Annotated in this window: 12 protein-coding genes and 1 rRNA gene; 5 read left to right on the top strand and 8 right to left on the bottom strand. The window is 68.5% G+C overall.

Features of this window, described 5'->3' with window-relative positions; genetic code table 11:
- Positions 1-274: ribosomal RNA gene (locus VM221_12365) — 16S ribosomal RNA — on the bottom strand; the annotation flags it as partial.
- Between the two features lie 23 nt (positions 275-297).
- Positions 298-1398 (bottom strand): M24 family metallopeptidase, encoded by a 1101-nt coding sequence (locus tag VM221_12360; protein ID HUT75613.1) that lies wholly within the window; start codon positions 1396-1398, stop codon positions 298-300.
- Between the two features lie 368 nt (positions 1399-1766).
- Between VM221_12360 and VM221_12355 the strand changes: the two genes are divergently transcribed.
- The 4 genes from VM221_12355 (at position 1767) to VM221_12340 (ending at position 6675) form a co-directional block, all read left to right on the top strand.
- Entirely contained in the window at positions 1767-2816 is a 1050-nt protein-coding gene (locus VM221_12355) for an NDP-sugar synthase (protein ID HUT75612.1), read from the top strand.
- 29 nt (positions 2817-2845) lie between these two features.
- On the top strand, positions 2846-4222 hold the full coding sequence (locus VM221_12350; GenBank protein ID HUT75611.1) for a phosphomannomutase/phosphoglucomutase: 1377 nt from the start codon (positions 2846-2848) through the stop codon (positions 4220-4222).
- Positions 4223-4368: 146 nt separating this feature from the next.
- On the top strand, positions 4369-5586 hold the full coding sequence (locus VM221_12345) for a glycosyltransferase family 4 protein (GenBank protein ID HUT75610.1): 1218 nt from the start codon (positions 4369-4371) through the stop codon (positions 5584-5586).
- A gap of 6 nt (positions 5587-5592) precedes the next feature.
- Complete coding sequence (locus tag VM221_12340) at positions 5593-6675, top strand: glycosyltransferase (GenBank protein HUT75609.1); 1083 nt, start codon at positions 5593-5595, stop codon at positions 6673-6675.
- A gap of 46 nt (positions 6676-6721) precedes the next feature.
- Here VM221_12340 and VM221_12335 read toward each other — a convergent pair whose 3' ends face one another.
- The 3 genes from VM221_12335 to VM221_12325 all read right to left on the bottom strand — a co-directional run bounded on the left by VM221_12335 (position 6722) and on the right by VM221_12325 (position 10381).
- Positions 6722-7366 carry an SGNH/GDSL hydrolase family protein gene (locus VM221_12335; protein HUT75608.1) on the bottom strand — a complete coding sequence of 215 codons (645 nt, stop codon included), beginning with the start codon at positions 7364-7366 and terminating at the stop codon, positions 6722-6724.
- A gap of 87 nt (positions 7367-7453) precedes the next feature.
- Positions 7454-10087: an alkaline phosphatase family protein gene (locus VM221_12330; GenBank protein ID HUT75607.1), complete on the bottom strand. Its 2634-nt coding sequence runs from the start codon at positions 10085-10087 to the stop codon at positions 7454-7456.
- A gap of 72 nt (positions 10088-10159) precedes the next feature.
- Positions 10160-10381, bottom strand: a complete 222-nt coding sequence (locus VM221_12325) for a hypothetical protein (GenBank protein ID HUT75606.1) — start codon at positions 10379-10381, stop codon at positions 10160-10162.
- A gap of 156 nt (positions 10382-10537) precedes the next feature.
- Between VM221_12325 and amrB the strand changes: the two genes are divergently transcribed.
- Positions 10538-11767, top strand: a complete 1230-nt coding sequence (gene amrB / locus VM221_12320; GenBank protein HUT75605.1) for an AmmeMemoRadiSam system protein B — start codon at positions 10538-10540, stop codon at positions 11765-11767.
- Here amrB and VM221_12315 read toward each other — a convergent pair.
- The 3 genes from VM221_12315 to VM221_12305 form a co-directional block, all read right to left on the bottom strand.
- Positions 11764-13362: a GAF domain-containing protein gene (locus VM221_12315; GenBank protein HUT75604.1), complete on the bottom strand. Its 1599-nt coding sequence runs from the start codon at positions 13360-13362 to the stop codon at positions 11764-11766. The genes amrB and VM221_12315 overlap by 4 nt on opposite strands.
- An 85-nt stretch (positions 13363-13447) precedes the next feature.
- The gene (locus tag VM221_12310) at positions 13448-13906 is read right to left on the bottom strand and encodes a Mut7-C RNAse domain-containing protein (GenBank protein ID HUT75603.1); all 459 of its coding nucleotides are present in this window, start codon (positions 13904-13906) and stop codon (positions 13448-13450) included.
- Positions 13907-13935: 29 nt separating this feature from the next.
- Positions 13936-15839, bottom strand: a 1904-nt coding sequence (locus VM221_12305; protein HUT75602.1) for a heavy metal translocating P-type ATPase, incomplete at its 5' end; no start/stop codon positions are given.

The raw sequence follows: 15839 nt of genomic DNA, 5'->3' as shown, positions 1-15839 counted from the left end.
GACTTCGATCCGAACTGAGGACGGCTTTTTGGGATTGGCTCCACCTCGCGGTCTCGCAGCCCTTTGTACCGCCCATTGTAGCATGTGTGTAGCCCAGGACGTAAGGGGCATGCTGACTTGACGTCGTCCCCACCTTCCTCCAGCGTAACGGGGATCAACAGTGGGATCAACAGGGCGCTGGCATCTTCAGGCGCGGATCATGCACCGCCGCTATTAGCGAAGTGGCAGGGCGACAGATACCTTGGGCGCGCCCCGATGCTTCGGGGCACGATCCGCGAATGCAGGCCGCCTTGCTCGTCAGCCGGCGACGATGTCGGCCCGCGCTATGACCGCGCCGCCGACTTCGACGTCAACCGTCGGTAATCGGGGGGTGAGAGTAATCACCTCGGGGCCGTCAGCCGATGCAATGATGGTATCCTCGGACTTGGTGCCGGCAATCGAGGGGTTCCACGCGAAGGCCTGATGGTCAACAACGGTGAGGTCGCTGGCGGAGGTGGCGCGAAACTCGCGCCCCACATAGCCGGTGGGGCCGCCCTGGTGATGGAGGCGCCATTCATCGGGGAAGCCAGCGGCAGCATACGCCGCCAGTGCGGCGTCGAAGATGTCACCGACGTGCGCTCCCGGTCTGGTGTTGGCAATCAAGGTCGCGTCAACCATCGTCACCGCGTCGTGCTTGCGCCGCAACTCCGCCGGCAAGCGGCCGAAGTGCACGAGCCGCGTGATCGAGGCGATCAAGCCCCACCGGCATCCGCAGGTCACGAGCATGACGTGGTCCCTGACTTCCTTGTCGGTCGGCAGCGGGTGGCGATGGTCGAAGGCCCGTTCGTCGGCGGCGATCAGCAGCACGACCGGGTAAACGCCCCGCGCCAGCATCTCTCCGCCGAGGATGCCGGCGGCCTGATGTTCGGTCATGCCTGGCCGCACCCGGCGGCAGGCCTCGGTCATCGCCTCGGCAGTCAACGCGCCCAAGCGCCGATAACGCTCGATCTCCGCCGGCAAGAGGCTGGCGCGCAACGGCGCCACGAGCGCGTCCACGTTGCGGGTGGCGCTGCGGCCGGTGTCGGAAGCGAGACGCGCCCCCGGCGCCACGCGCTCGAGCGCGCGGGTCAGGCCGTCCTCATGCCACTGCCAGGATTCCGATGCGAACCCGAGGCCCCCGACTTCCTCCTCCGTCACCCGGCGCGCCTCGATGTTGTCGCAGATGATCCACTTGCCATCGCCCGTCACCAGCGCGTGAGCGACGCCAGTGTCCGCGTTGACGGCGACGTAGTTGCCGCCGCCGCACGTCATCCACGCGAAGTTGCCGGTCTTCGACAGCAGCAGTCCATCCAGGGCCTCGCGCTGCAACATGGCAAGTACGCGCTGCTCCTTGGCGATGAGCTCCTCATTCCTGGTCACGGGGTCCTCCAGCACGGTTGGCTCTTCCCAATGCATTCCCGTTGCGGGCGCGAAATCCTCCAGCTTCCCGGCGGTATGCGCTCGCTTACCTGATATCGAAGGCGGGTCTTGTGACGATGGCGTGACAAGCCGCCGCCCTCCTGTGTTGACACCACTCGCCGCGCTCGGCTATCATTAGCCCGGACGATACAGGCCGTGACTGTGGCGGCGGGCCGGGCGTGGCCGCCCGCGGGCGTTGCGTCGCCGCACTGTATTTGACTGCTTCCACGCGCGTGACTGCCGGTGCTCCCACCGTGCGCCGCGCACCACGGTTCCGTGACCGCGGATGATGCGCCTACGCCGCGTCACGTGCTCGAGCGGGAGGCGAGATGAAAGGGCTGATCCTCGCGGGAGGAAAGAGCACGCGGCTGTACCCCCTCACTCTCAACATACCAAAGCCGATGGTGCCGATACTGAATCGGCCGTTTCTCGAACACATGATTGAGTGGCTGCGCAGCCACGATATTCGCGATATCGTCCTCACCACCGGCTACCTGCCACACGCGATCCGAGAGCACTTCAAGTCCGGGGCCGGCCACGGCGTCAAGCTCGAATACGTGGTCGAAGAGGAACCGCTGGGCACCGGGGGCGCGATCAAGAACGCCGAGCCTCTGTTGGGCGACGCGTTTTTCGTTTTCAACGGGGACATTCTGACCGGTCTCGACCTGCGGGAAATGGCGCGTCACCATCGGCGCAGTGGCGCGTCGGTAAGCATTTCCCTGACCTGGGTTGAGGATCCCACGGCCTACGGGGTGATCGAAACCGATGCGTGCGGGCGCATCGTGCGCTTCCGCGAGAAGCCCGCACCCGACGAGGTGGCGACTCACTATATCAACGCCGGCACTTACATCTTCGAGCCGCAAGCGCTGGCGGAGATGCCGGCGGGGACGCGCTTCTCCATCGAAAGGGACTTCTACCCGCAGGCGCTGGCGCGCGCCATGCACATGCACGGGTACCGCGACAGCTCTTACTGGCTGGACATCGGCACCGCGGAGAAGTACCTCCAGGCCCATCGCGATATGCTCACCGGGAAGCTGGAGTGCCGCGAGACGGGGCGGCAGGTCGAATGCGGAGCGTGGGTCGGCGCCGAGACGGAGATATCGCCGGAGGCGCGGATTACGCCGCCGGTGCTGATGGGCGCGGGCTGCGTGATCGCCGCGCGGGCGCGCGTCGGGCCCCATGCCGTACTGGGCGATGGGGTGCGCGTCGGCGAGGGCGCGGCGGTGGCCGACAGCGTCTTGTGGAGCCACGCTGCGGTGGGCGCCGAGGCGACGGTCGAGCGCTCGGTCGTTGGAAGCGATGTCATCATCCCCGCGGGAGCGCGGTTGGTCGGCGAAGCCCGGGCCGGGCAGGAGCAAGCGGCCGCGCGCGCGACCTAGGGAGATCACTGCCCTCGGAGCACTTGCAGATGCCCGTTCTCAACCAGGAGATGTTTCGCGCCTATGACATCCGCGGCAAGGTCGCTGACGAGCTGACCCCGGAGGCGGTGGAGGTCATCGGCAAGGCGTTCGGCACGTACCTGCAGAGCAAGGAGGGGCCGCGGCTGGCGGTGGGCCACGACAATCGGACCTCCTCACCGGCCCTGCATCGCGCGTTCATCGCGGGGGCGCTTGCCACCGGCTGTCGCGTGGTGGACGTGGGGCTGACGACCTCGCCCATGCTCTATTTTGCGGTGCACCACCTGGGCGTGGATGGAGGGGTCAACGTCACCGGCAGCCACAATCCGATCGCGTATAACGGCCTCAAGCTGACCGGGCGCGCGGCGCGCGCCATCGCCGAGGATGAGATCCAGGCGGTACGGGAGATCGCGGAGCGGGGCGTTTTCGCCGTGGGCAAGGGCGAGCTGACCCAGCAGTCGGTGGCGGACGACTATACGTCGGCGCTGGTGCGGCTCGGCAACCTGCACCGCAAGCTCAAGGTATGCGTGGACTGCGGCAACGGCACGGCCAGCCCCTTCGCCCCGGAGGTGCTGCGCCGCATCGGCTGCGAGGTAGTCGAGCTTTACTGCGTCTCGGACGGCACATTCCCGCACCATCTGCCGGATCCGGAGAACGAAGCGACGGTCGAGGACCTCAAGCAACTGGTGGTAGCCGAAGAGGCCGATCTCGGGGTCGCCTTCGACGGGGACTGCGACCGTCTCGGGGTGGTGGACGAGCAGGGACGGCGGCACGAAGCGGATGAGCTGATGATCCTCATCGCCCGGGACTTCCTGGCGCGTCATCCCGGCGAGCGGGTGATGATGGATGTGAAGAGTTCGCAGACGCTGGTGGATGATATCCGCGCTCACGGCGGCGAACCGGTGATGTACAAGACAGGACATTCGCTCATCAAGCGCAAGATGAAGGAGGACGGGATCCTCATGGCGGGCGAGGTGAGCGGGCACATGTTCTTCGCCGACGATTACTACGGGTTCGATGACGGCCTCTACTCGGCGGTGCGATTCCTGAACGTCATCTCCCAGGACCCGCGGCCGCTGTCTCAGCACTGGGAGGGCGTGCCCAAGACCTACCATACGCCGGAGCTCAAGGCGCCGACGCCGGAGGCCGACAAGTTTCGTGTGGTGCAGGAGGTCAAGGAGCACTTCCAGCAGCACTACCCCGTGCTCGAGATTGACGGGGTGCGCATCTCCTTTCCCGACGGCTGGGCGCTGGTGCGGGCGTCGAACACCAACCCGTACCTGACGCTGCGCTTCGAGGCCGCGACGCCCGCGGGCTTGGCGCGGGAGAAGGAGATCGTCTACGGGAAGCTCTCCGAGTATCCGACGGTGAAGCTACCTCAGGACTAGCGGCGTCCCCCCGCCGCTCGTTCGGCGGCGCGGCGCCTCCGGAGCGGGCCGGCGCGGCCTCTGCAGAAAGGAGCCAGAGCATGATCGGAGCGAGCCGCCTTTCCAAGGGTGGCCTGCGTACCGGAGCCGGCCCCCGGGTGGCGTACATGGCGACGTTTCCCCCCACCGAGTGCGGCATCGCCACCTTCACCGAGGACCTCACGCGCGCGGTGAACCGCCAGCACGCGCTGCCGCACTCGGTGGTGATCGCGGTCAGCCCCGACGAATCCGCGCCCAGCTATCCATCGCACGTGAAGCTGGCGATCTCGCGCGACAACGCCGCCGACTACCTGCGGGCGGCGGAGTACGTCAACCGCTCGGCGGTGGACCTGGTCTGCATCCAACACGAGTTCGGCATCTTCGGCGGCGCCTGGGGCTACCATGTGATCCCGTTTCTGGAGGCGCTGCATAAGCCGGCGGTGGCGACCCTGCACACGGTGCTGCGCCGCCCCGCCCCCGAGCCGAAGGAGATCACCCAGGAGCTGTGCCGCCTGTGCCACTCGGTGGTGGTGATGAACAGCATCGCCGCCCACGTGCTGCAGGAAACCTACGGCGTGCCCGCCAACAAGATTCGCCACATCCACCACGGCGCGCCCAAGTTCAGCCCACATCTGGCACGCAGGAAGAAGGCGCGGCTCAAGCTCATCGGGCGCAAGGTCATCTCCACCTTCGGGCTCATCAGCCCCGGCAAGGGCATCGAGTACGTCATCCAGGCCATGCCGGCGGTAGTCGAGCGCCACCCCGACGCACTGTATCTCATCCTGGGCGAGACCCACCCCGGGGTGCGCCGCCACTCGGGGGAGAGCTACCGCGAGATGTTGGAGCGCACCAGCGCCGAGTTGGGGATGCAGGGGCACATCCTGTTCGACAATCGCTATCTAACCAAGCCCCAGCTCATCTCGTACCTGGAGGCGACGGACATCTATGTTACGCCCTACCTCAACCCCGAGCAGATGGTGAGTGGGGCGCTGTGCTACGCGGTGGCGGCGGGGCTGCCCATCATCAGTACGCCCTACCTGTACGCCTTCGAGACGCTGGGCAACGGCCGGGGCATGATCGTGGACTTTCGCGACCCCACGGGCATCGCCGAGTGCATCAACCTGTTGCTGGAATCCCCCACCCTACGCGCGCTCATGACGGCGCGCACACTCGACTTCGGCCGCCGCCTGCTGTGGGATCACGTCGGCGCCGAGCACGTGGCTTACTTCCGCGAGATGGTGGCCGCGCCCGCGGTCCGCGGGGCGGGCCGCGCGCCCGCGACCTACGGCGCCGCGCAGACGTCCCCGGCCTCGGTCCTGCCGCTGGCCGCCGATGGGAGGAAATAGCGCGCCGTGGTTGACTATCCACCGCTCAATCTCGATCACCTGCTTACCCTTACCGACACCACAGGCATCATCCAGCACGCCATCTTCTCCATCCCCAACCGCAAGACCGGCTACACCACCGACGACAACGCCCGGGCGCTCATGGTTGCGCTCCAGCATCACCAGGTGGCGCAGGGGCGTGCCAGCTCGCATCTCACCGCCACCTATCTGTCCTTCCTGCACTACGCCCAGCGCCCGGACGGCAAGTTCCACAACTTCATGTCCTACGAGCAGAGCTTCCTGGACGACGAGGGCTCGCATGATTGCTTTGGCCGCGCCGTCGCCGCCTGCGCCTACACCATTTATGCTCCGGTTCACGAGAACATCAAGCGCAGCGCGCGCGATATCCTGAGCCGCGCCCAGCCGTGGTTCGACCGTCTCGACTCCCTGCGCGGCTCCGCTCACCTGATGCACGCCCTCTACTACCTCGCGCGCGCCGACGGCACGGTGCGCCATGTCGAGAAGACGGTTCGCCACATCTGCGACTTCTATCTGCGAGCCTACGATCACCAGAGCGGGCCCGACTGGCGCTGGTTCGAGAGCATCCTGTGCTATACCAATGCCGCATTGCCGGCGGCGCTCTTCCTGGCCTACGAGTTGCTGGGGGAGGAATCGTGGCTCGCGGTGGCGCGGGAATCGCTTGATTTTCTCCACCAGACCACCGCCGCCAACGGCTATCTCGACCTGGTGGGCAATCACGGCTGGTGGGTGCGCGGCCGTGAGCGCGCGCGTTTCGACCAGCAGCCGGTGGATGCCGCCTCCTTCGTTGACTGCTGCCTGGCGGCGTGGCGGGCGACCAGCGAAGATCGCTACCGCCAGTGGGCGATCATGGGGCTGGACTGGTTCCTGGGACGTAACGCCACCGGCGTGGCGCTTTACGATCCCGCCACCGGTGGCTGCGCCGACGCCCTGATCGAGGAAGGCGTCAATTGGAATCAGGGCGCGGAATCCACCATTGCCTTCCTGCACGCATACCTGAGCGTGCTCCTCGCCGACGCCCTGCCGGGGCTCAGGCCCGCGGTGGTCTCCAACCACGAAGACGGGTTATGACCCGCCGCCCGCATATGGGCACCGCATCGGCCCGCCTCGCGCTTCCTCACGCGCAGAGTACCCGCAGCACCTCCTGTGCGATGAGCAGATGCCCGGTGGCGTTGGGATGCACCGGCTCCGGGCAGAAGGTTGCCGCCGGGCGGTAGCGCAGTTGCCGCTCGAACATCGGCTGCAGGCGCACCAGCCGCGCACCGTACTTCGCCCCCATCTCCTCCACCACCCCCAGGTATTCCGGCAGCAGCTCGAGCACCGCCGACTGCGGCGACTCCCCATCGCGGTCAACGCTGATGTAGAAGGGTGTGATCAGGATCAGCCGCGGCTCGATCTTGGTCGCAGCCTGGGTCAGAATATCCTCGTAGGCTTGGCGAAAGCGGCCCGGCGGGACGCCCTCGGGCACGCCCGCGAGGTGGCGATGCAGGTCATTGATGCCGACCTTGACGCAGAGCCAATCCGGCGTCTCCCCGATAATATCCTGCTCCCAGCGCCCCTGCAAGTCAAGGATAGTGTTGCCGCCTATCCCCTGGTTGACCCAGGTCAGCTTGCGCTCGGGCCAACCGCCGACGATGAGGTCGTGCAGAAACTTGACGTAGCCCTGACCCAGCGGCGGCGCCGTGTCGCGGCGGCCGCAGTCGGTGATGCTGTCGCCGATGAAAAGCACCTTCTGCCCGTCCTGAAAGCATAAATCATCCATGTGTGGTCCACCTCGAGAAAGGAGATGGAGGGCCTATTCCGCGCTTGAGAGCGCCGTCCCTTTCGCCGCCGCAACCCGGCGCTCGACTCAGGGCGCCTCGACCGCCGCCAGCCGCGGGTAAGGCGTCTCGTATCCCTTCACCGAGTGCCAGAGGATGCGGTTGAGGGTGTCCTCGTCGGCCTTATCCACGTCGTCGAGTGGCAGCGCCAGCGACCTCAACGCCCAGTAGCGCTGCACCCCGGAGAGGGCGTTGAGCGGGGGGTTCAGCTCGTCCAAGGGGATGCGGTTGGGCACGGCGGTGTAGGGCGCGAAATCGGCCCGCTCGGTGAAGCAAGACGCCATCGGCGTCGCCGACAGGTCGAACTGGTTCATCGGCGGCAGGCCGAGAATGAGCTCGATGGTGCGCACCATGCTGGTCTGGTTGTAGTTGGTGCGGTCCACCGCGCCGCGCTTGGTGTAGGGGCTGATGACAAAGGCGACGGTGCGATGGCCGTCCACGTGGTCGAGGCCTGCCTGGGGGTCGTCCTCGACCACGAAGATGCACGTCTGCGGCCAGAAGCGGCTGTGCGACACCGCCTCGACGATGCGCCCCAGCGCCAGGTCATTGTCGGCCACCATCGCGCGCGGGGTGGGCAAGCCCGGCTGCAGGCCGCTGGTGTGGTCGTTCGGCAGCAGCATCATGATGAGGTTCGGCAGCTCGCCGGTGGCCTCGAACTCACGCAGCTCCTTGATGAACTCCCGCGCGCGATAGACATCCTGCACCTTGCCGGGGAAGCCGATGTAGGTCGGGCATAGATATGGCTCCAAGGTCGCCACCCCCGGCCGCGCGCGGATCTTGACCTTCGGCTCGCGGGCGTCCCCCGCCAGATAGTCCGCGTAGATGTCGGTCCAGCTTGCGGTGGGCGGGTCAATCTCCGCCTGCACGAACTCGCCGTAGTCGCGGAAGGTCAAGCCGTGCGCCAGCGCGTTGTCCCACAGGAATCCCGAGCTCGCGTAGGCCAGGGCATCGCCGCCGTTATAGGGATAGCTGCGCCGGAACCCGCCGAAGGATTTCTCGATGTAGTCGGTGACGTAGGCTTCGTCGGTCCACTGATGCCCGTCGGCGCTCAGCACCCCGCTGCAGTAGAAGTTGTCCAGCAGGACGAACTCCCGCGCCAACTTGTGGTGGTTGGGTGTCACCTCCTCGCCGAAGTGCACCAGCGACGGCTCGCCGTCGCCCTGCGGCATGTCGCCCAGCACCTGGTCGTAGGTGCGGTTCTCCTTGATGATGTAGATGACGTGCTTGAAGACCGAGCGCTCGCCGGGGCGCACCGGCACCGGCACCGCTGTCGCCGGCCCGCTCGCCGGCAGGCTTGCGAGCGCCTGCCCCGGCGACAGCCTGTTTGCGCGAGCGACGCGCTCGGTGTATCCCGCCAAGTCGGCCTGGTCGGGCGCCGGAATGACGGAAACCGAACCTCGCGCGTCGTATACGCTGCGCGCCAACCGCGCCTCGGAACCGCCGTCCCGCGCCTGCGCGCCGGGGGAGGGCAGCATTCGGTCGGCGGCGATCACCGGGGTCAGCGACCCCACGCCCTTGACGTTGGCGACGAACAGCTTGCCGTCGGCGCTCACCCGCACGGCTCCGGGATACCACCCGACGGGGATGAAACCGGCGACGCGGCTGGCGCGCAGCGCTTCCGGGCCGCCGGCCGGCGCGCCGAGCTCCACCACTCCCACCGCGTTATTACCCCCGTTGGCGACGTAGAGCGTGCGCTCATCCGGGCTCAGGGCAACCGCATTGGGTGCGCTGCCGAAGGGCAGCGCTTCGGCGGGCGCGAGCGCGATCATCTCGACCACCGTCCGCGCCGAGGTATCTATGACCGACACGGTGTCGCTGTTGGCATTGGCCACGAACAGGCGGCTCGCATCCCGATTGAGCGCAAGCCCGCACGGGTGCAGGCCGACCTCGACTTGCGTCAGCTCCTCGCCGCGCGCCAAATCCACCACCGACACCGTGCCGCTGCTCGTGGCGCCGGTCTTCGGATCAATCAACACCGGCGTGCCGGAGGTCTGGGCGCTCGGCTCGCCCGTCGCGGGACGACGCCCGCCCCAGTTGGTCACGTACGCGATCCCGCCCGCCAGCGTCACTCCGTAGGGCGCGACCCCCACCGGGATCTGGGCCGTGAGCTTGCCGCTGGCGAGGTCCACTACGCCCAGGGTGTTATTGCGACTCAGGCAGACGTAGAGAGTCGCGCCGTCGGCGCTGAGCGCCAGCCCCCCTGGCGCCGAATAGCCGCTGGGGCCCGGCCCCGGCAGCGCGATTGGCGGGCCGAAGGTTGCCACCCCGGCCGCGAAGGTCGCGCGATTGACTTGCGCCTCGGAGGCGGAGGTGAAAATCGAACGGCCATCGGGCGACCACACAATCCCGCCAAACCCATGGCCCCCCGACGGCAGCGGCAGGGTCTGCATGACCGCCCGGTCGCGAACGCGTATCAGCACCAGGTCCTTGCTGTTGAGGACCGCCAACAGGCGCCCGTCCGGGCTCAGCGCCAGGTCCGTCGGCCGCCCCGGAAACTCGACCTGCAACCCGGCGGGGTCGAGCACCTGGTTGGTCGGCACGACCACCCGGCCGTCCGCTTGCCGTCCCACCGTGGCCGCATCGTAGTCCGCCGCGACGGCGGACGCCGCCATCGCCGCCGCCAGGCATATCACCGCTAGACCCAGAGCAACCAGCTTATGCATCTCCGTCTCCCCGCGCCCATTGTCGTGTGGGGTCAATCTGCCAACGGGCGCATTCTCCCTTACGCCGCGACCTCACTCGGACCTATCGCCGCCGAGGCGGTCCCGCAGACGCTGGAAGAGGTCGTCCGCGCCATGCTGCCGTTCGCGGAGTCCCTCCAAATCAGCCAGGTCAATCACCAGCCGGGTCACGCCATCAAGGTCAAGCCCCTTGAGGACGATTTGCAGCCAGCCGGATGCGCTGTCCTTACCCTCGAAGGTCGGCTTGACCTCCAGGCGATCCTTGGTTATGCGCATGGCAGTTCTCCCCTACCCCGGGCCTGTCGAAGGGGCCGCCCCTGGGACCGCGATTCATCTTCGCGCCGCGCGGGGCGAATCCCTGCGCGACGGGAGCTCCTGGACGCATCAGGAGGGATGGTCGGTTGCCGCGCCGAACAAGAGCCGGACGCCGTTATGTCCGACCAACGTCCCAAGCTCAGGCCGGTAGAGGCTTTCCCCTCGCTGCGCGGCGGTCGCCGGGTGATCGTCTTGCGCGACGCTGGCGGTCTATCCGAGCGCACGGTCGCGGTCGCGCCCGAGATCTGCTTCCTGCTGACACTGCTCGACGGCACCCACACCCTGCGCGAGGTGCAGGTGGAATACGCTCGCGCCTCCGGGCAGCTGCTGTTGTCGGATCAGCTCGAGCGCATCGTGCGCGAGCTTGACGCGAACCTGCTGCTGGAGGGGGACACGCTCGAGCGCTTCGCGCGGGAGCAGCGGGAGGAGTTCGCGCGGCTGACCGTGCGGCCCGCGTCACACGCCGGCAAGGCCTACCCCGCGGATGCCGGACTCCTGCGCGAGCAACTCCGCAGCTACTTCGCGGTCGCCGGGATCAACAATCCCGTGGCCGACGAGGACCGGGCGACCCGGCCGGCGGCCCTGATGGCCCCGCATATTGACTTCGCACGCGGTGGGCCGTGCTATGCCCACGCCTATCGCCACCTGGCCGAATCCGCGGCTCCGGCGCCGGGGCTGTTGGTCATCTTCGGCACCGCCCACAGCGCGCCTGCCTCACCCTACGTGCTCACGCGCAAGGACTTCGCCACCCCCTTCGGCTTGGTGCGCACCGATGCCCGGATAATGGATGCCCTGGAGCAGCGCTGGCCTCCAGCCAGGGAGCTCTATCGCGACGAGCTTAGCCACCGCGGCGAGCACTCCGTCGAGTTCCAGGTGGTATTCGCGCAGTACGCCCTGGGGGCCGAACGCATGCCGCCGATGATTCCCATCCTGTGCGCGCCGGTGCGGGCCCCGTCGCCGCGGGAGGACCCGCAGGCCGAGGGGTTCCTGACGGCGCTGCGAGCGGTGCTGCAGCAGCACGCACCCGACGCATGCCTCATCGCCGGGGCCGACCTGAGTCACATCGGGCAGCGGTTCGGCGACCGCGGGGTGTTGACCTCGGGCGCGCTGGAGGCCGCGGAACGCGGGGATCGCCGGCTCCTGGCCTGCGCCGAAGAGGTGGATGCCGATGGTCTGTGCCGCGCCGCACGCGAGGAAACGGGCGCGCGCAACGTCTGTGGAGTGCCGCCGATCTACGCCTTGCTGCGTGTAACCGGCGCCCGAGCCGGGCGCCTGCTGCGCTACGAGCAGGCGCTGGAGCGGCCGGCGCAGTCAATGGTATCATTCGCGGCGATGGTGTTTCGCTAGGCGCGGCCCGGTGCGACTGACGACGTGCCGGGGGCGGCGGTGTGGGGGCTCGAGTCGGGGGCGGCCTTCGGTTCCTGCGCGCCGCCGTCCTCGGGCGCGACCGTGAATCGAACCGAGACCTTGGTGGGCTCCCGGCGGCGGATGGTCAAGGTCCCGCCCAGGGTGTGTTCGACCAGCGCGCGGACGATGTGCAGCCCCATCGAGCTGCTGGCGGGGGCGGCGTCCTCATCCATCCCGCTGCCGTCGTCCGCTACCACCAGGCACACCTTCTCCCCGCTGCGCTTCAGCCGCACCCGCACCTCGCCGCCCCCCTGCCCGTAGCCGTGGCGGAGCGCGTTGCTGACCAGCTCGCTGGTGATCAAGGCCAACGAAGTCGCGGCCCGCGCCGGCAGGCTGGATTCGTCGGCGTTGACGGTGACCGTCACCCGCTGCCCGAGATGGCCGCAGCTGTCACCCACCAGCGTCGCTACCTGAGTAACCAGCTCGGCCGCGTCCACTTTCTCGCCCAGTGTGCCCTCATGCATCAGGCTGTGCACGGCCGCCATGGTCTCCACGCGCTCGAGCAAGCGGTCAACCAGGTCCTGCGCACCCTCGATACCGCGCGCCAACTCGAGCACCGCCGACAGGGTTTCCAGGTTATTCTTGACGCGGTGGTGGAGCTCCTGCACGTTGGCTTCCAGCTGCCGCGCGCGCAGCGCCTCCTGGCGCAGCAACCGCGCGTGATCCACGGCGATCGTGATCTGCAAGCCGATGATGCGCAGGAGATCGTCGGCCCGACGGCTGAATTCCTTTGGGCGCAGCGACCCCAGCACCATGGCCCCCACTGTCTCGCCGCGCAGGACGATGGGCGCCGCCGCAACCCCGCGACACCCAAGCCGCCTGATGGGGGTGTCGAGCTCGGTATCCTGCAAGTCGGGTATCAGCAGCGGGTGACCGGTGAGAACCGCGGCGCTTATGATCTCGGCGCCCGAGCCGAAGGTCACTGTATCGCCGAGTGCGTCGGCAGCGATCTGGCGGCGGGCGACAACCCTCACCGTTTCCTGATCGCCGTCAACCAGGCCAACCATTCCCAGGTCCATGTCGAGCAACCCAATCGCCCGATCGAGGGCGACCTGCAGAATGGAGTCCGGGTCGCGCGGCTCGCACACGGCGGAGGACAACGCGGCGATGGCCTCCAACTCGCGCTGGCGGAACCCGCGGTCCGAGCTCCACTCCCCCACCGGGCTCAACTGAATCACCTGGTAGCAGGCGCTTGCGGTCTGCAGCGTGGAGGCCTCCGTCACCCGCATGAACGTGCCGGCGCGATCGGCCGCCGCCAGCTCGATCAGTTGGCCTTTCCACCACGGGTTGGTGACCCCCGCAGGGGGCCACGCTCGCCCCGCCGGGTCACGCGAAATCTCGGCCATGGCGCGCCCCACCAGCTCCGGCTCGCCGGCGCCGATGTGGTTCGCCAGCGCGGGGCTGATCCTGCGAATGCGGCCCTCGCCGTCGAGGACGATAACGCGGTGCGGCAGGTGCTCCCACAGGGCAAGCAGCAGCTCCGGATTCGGCTCGTGCCTTCGCCCTGTCCCTGCTTCGCCGTCGTTGCTCGACACCAACACCCCACCTCCTCTACGGGCGCACCCGCCATGCGTCACTACGTCTATCCGCAAACGACCTGCCGACCGCGCGCGACGCGGGCTACTCGACACCCATCTCGGCGAGCCCGCGCTCCATGCCCTGCCAGTGCGTGCCCCGCCAGTAGATGCGGCTGCATCCATGGCAGCGCGCGAACCGATCCTGAGTCCGAAAGACGTACGGCGGGACTTGGCCGCGCACCGACTCCTTGGGCGCGGACGCCAGCTCGCCGTTGCACACGATGCAGCGCGTGAATGCCGCGCCGCGGTCGAGCCTGAGCTCCAGCGCGCTCACGACCTGCGCCAGTTGCTCGCCCACGTGGTCGCTGTGGATGAAGACGTGGGGCGGCAGGTCACGCCGCCGCAGCAGCTGCGTGTCGCGCGTGAGCAGCACTCGCCCCTCGGCTCGCGCCCGCCGCACCAGCTCGCGATCATCTACCCAGGCCTCGTACCCGACGTCGAACCCCAACATGCGCAGGCGCTTGGCCAGCTTGCCGAGCATGCTATCGGCGATCAGGAGCATGGCCTTGCCCTCACCTCACCATCGCCGTCTCACCGCCGGGCCGCCAGCAGCCGCAGGCCGTTGGCGATGACCACCAATGACACCCCGACGTCGCCCACCACCGCCAGCCACAGCGTGAGCAGCCCCGGCGCCGCGAGCGCCAGCAGCCCGACCTTCACCGCCAGCGAGATGGCGACGTTCTGGCGGATGTTGGCTACCGTGGCGCGTGCCAGTCTGATCGCGAACGGCAGCTTCCCCAGGTTGTCGCCCATGAGCGCAACGTCCGCGTTCTCCAGCGCCGCGTCGCTGCCGGTGGCGCCCATCGCTACGCCCACGGTCGCCGCCGCCAGGGCCGGGGCGTCGTTGATGCCATCGCCGACCGCAACTACGCCGTCGTACTCTTCCTCGAGCTGCGCGATCACCTGCACCTTGTCGGCGGGCAGGAGCGCGGCGTGGTAGTCGTCCAGGCCCAGTCGCCGACTGATCGCCTCGGCGGTGCCGTGGTGGTCCCCGGTCAGCATCATCAGCGGGCCCATGCCTAACTCGCGCAGGCTGCGTATCGCCGCCTCGGCGTCCGGCCGCGGCTGGTCGGCAAGGCCGATGACGCCGATCGCCTGCTGCTCCCAGCCGACCACCACCACCGTCTTGCCGGACGCCTCCAAGTCAGCAAGGTCCTGGCTTATGCGGTTGAGGGGGGCCCCCCGCTCGCGGAACAGGCCGGCGCTCCCGGCGTAGGCGTGCTTGCCATCCACCAGCGCGGTGGCCCCGGCGCCAACGATCGCCGCGAACTCGCGGCCGCCGTGAACGGAGATGCCATCGCGGTGCGCGCGGGTGACGATGGCGCGCCCGATGGGGTGCTCGGATTGCTCCTCGATTGCGGCCGCCAGCTCCAGCACCTCGCCCACAGTCGCCCCCTCGCAGGGGATGACGTCGGTCACCTCCGGCCGGCCGCCGGTGAGGGTGCCGGTCTTGTCGAACGCCATGGCGCGAACCCGCCCCAGGGCCTCGAGGTATGCTCCGCCCTTGACCAGCACGCCGCTGCGGGCGGCGCTGTTGATCGCCGCCACCACCGCCACCGGGGTCGAGATCACCAGCGCACAGGGGCAGGAGAGGATAAGCAGCGTCAGGCCGCGATAGATCCACGGCAGGAAGGACTGCCCGGTGACCAACGGCGGCACCAGCGCCGTCAGCAGCGCCCCCAGCACCACCACCGGCGTGTAGTGGCGTGCGAACCGGTCTACCGCGCGCTGATAGGGCGCCTTCTGCGCCTGGGCCGTCTCCACGAGCTCGATGATGGACGCCAGGGTGTTGTCTTGGGCGGTCCTGGTCACCTCGACCTCGAGGGCGCCAAGGCCGTTGATGGTACCCGCATACACCGGGTCGCCGGGGCCCTTGGGTACAGGCATGGATTCGCCCGTCAGCGGCGCCTGGTTGACCGGCGAATTGCCGCGCGCCACCACGCCGTCGGTGGCGATGCGCTCGCCCGGGCGGACGACGATGGTATCGCCGCGCGCCAACTCTTCCGCCGCGACTACGACCTCCTCGCCGTCGCGTCGCACCAGCGCCCGTGCGGGCGCCAGCTCGAGCAGAGCGCCGATAGCGCGGCGGGTGCGCTTCATGACCTGCGACTCCAGCGTGTTCCCGAGCGAGAACAAGCACACGACTGCCGCGCCTTCCGCCCATTCACCGATCGCGGCGGCGCCGATGATGGCGAGGGTCATGAGCACGCTCATGTCCACGGTGCCGCCGCGCAGCGCCACCAACCCCGCGCGCGCGACGTGGAAGCCCCCGGCGCTGATCGCCGCCGCGTAGAGGCCGTAGCAGACCGGGGACGGCCCGCCGAGCAGCGCGCACGCCAGACCCGCCGCCAGCAGCACCCCCGAGGCCGCGGTCAGCGCCTCGCGCAGCCGCGGGCGCCGCGGCGCTTCGCGGGCGCGCGCTCGCACCACCGACT

The sequence above is a fragment of the Armatimonadota bacterium genome, assembly GCA_035527535.1.
In the GTDB taxonomy this organism is placed as follows: Bacteria; Armatimonadota; Hebobacteria.
This window is presented reverse-complemented; position numbering and strand designations above follow the sequence as displayed.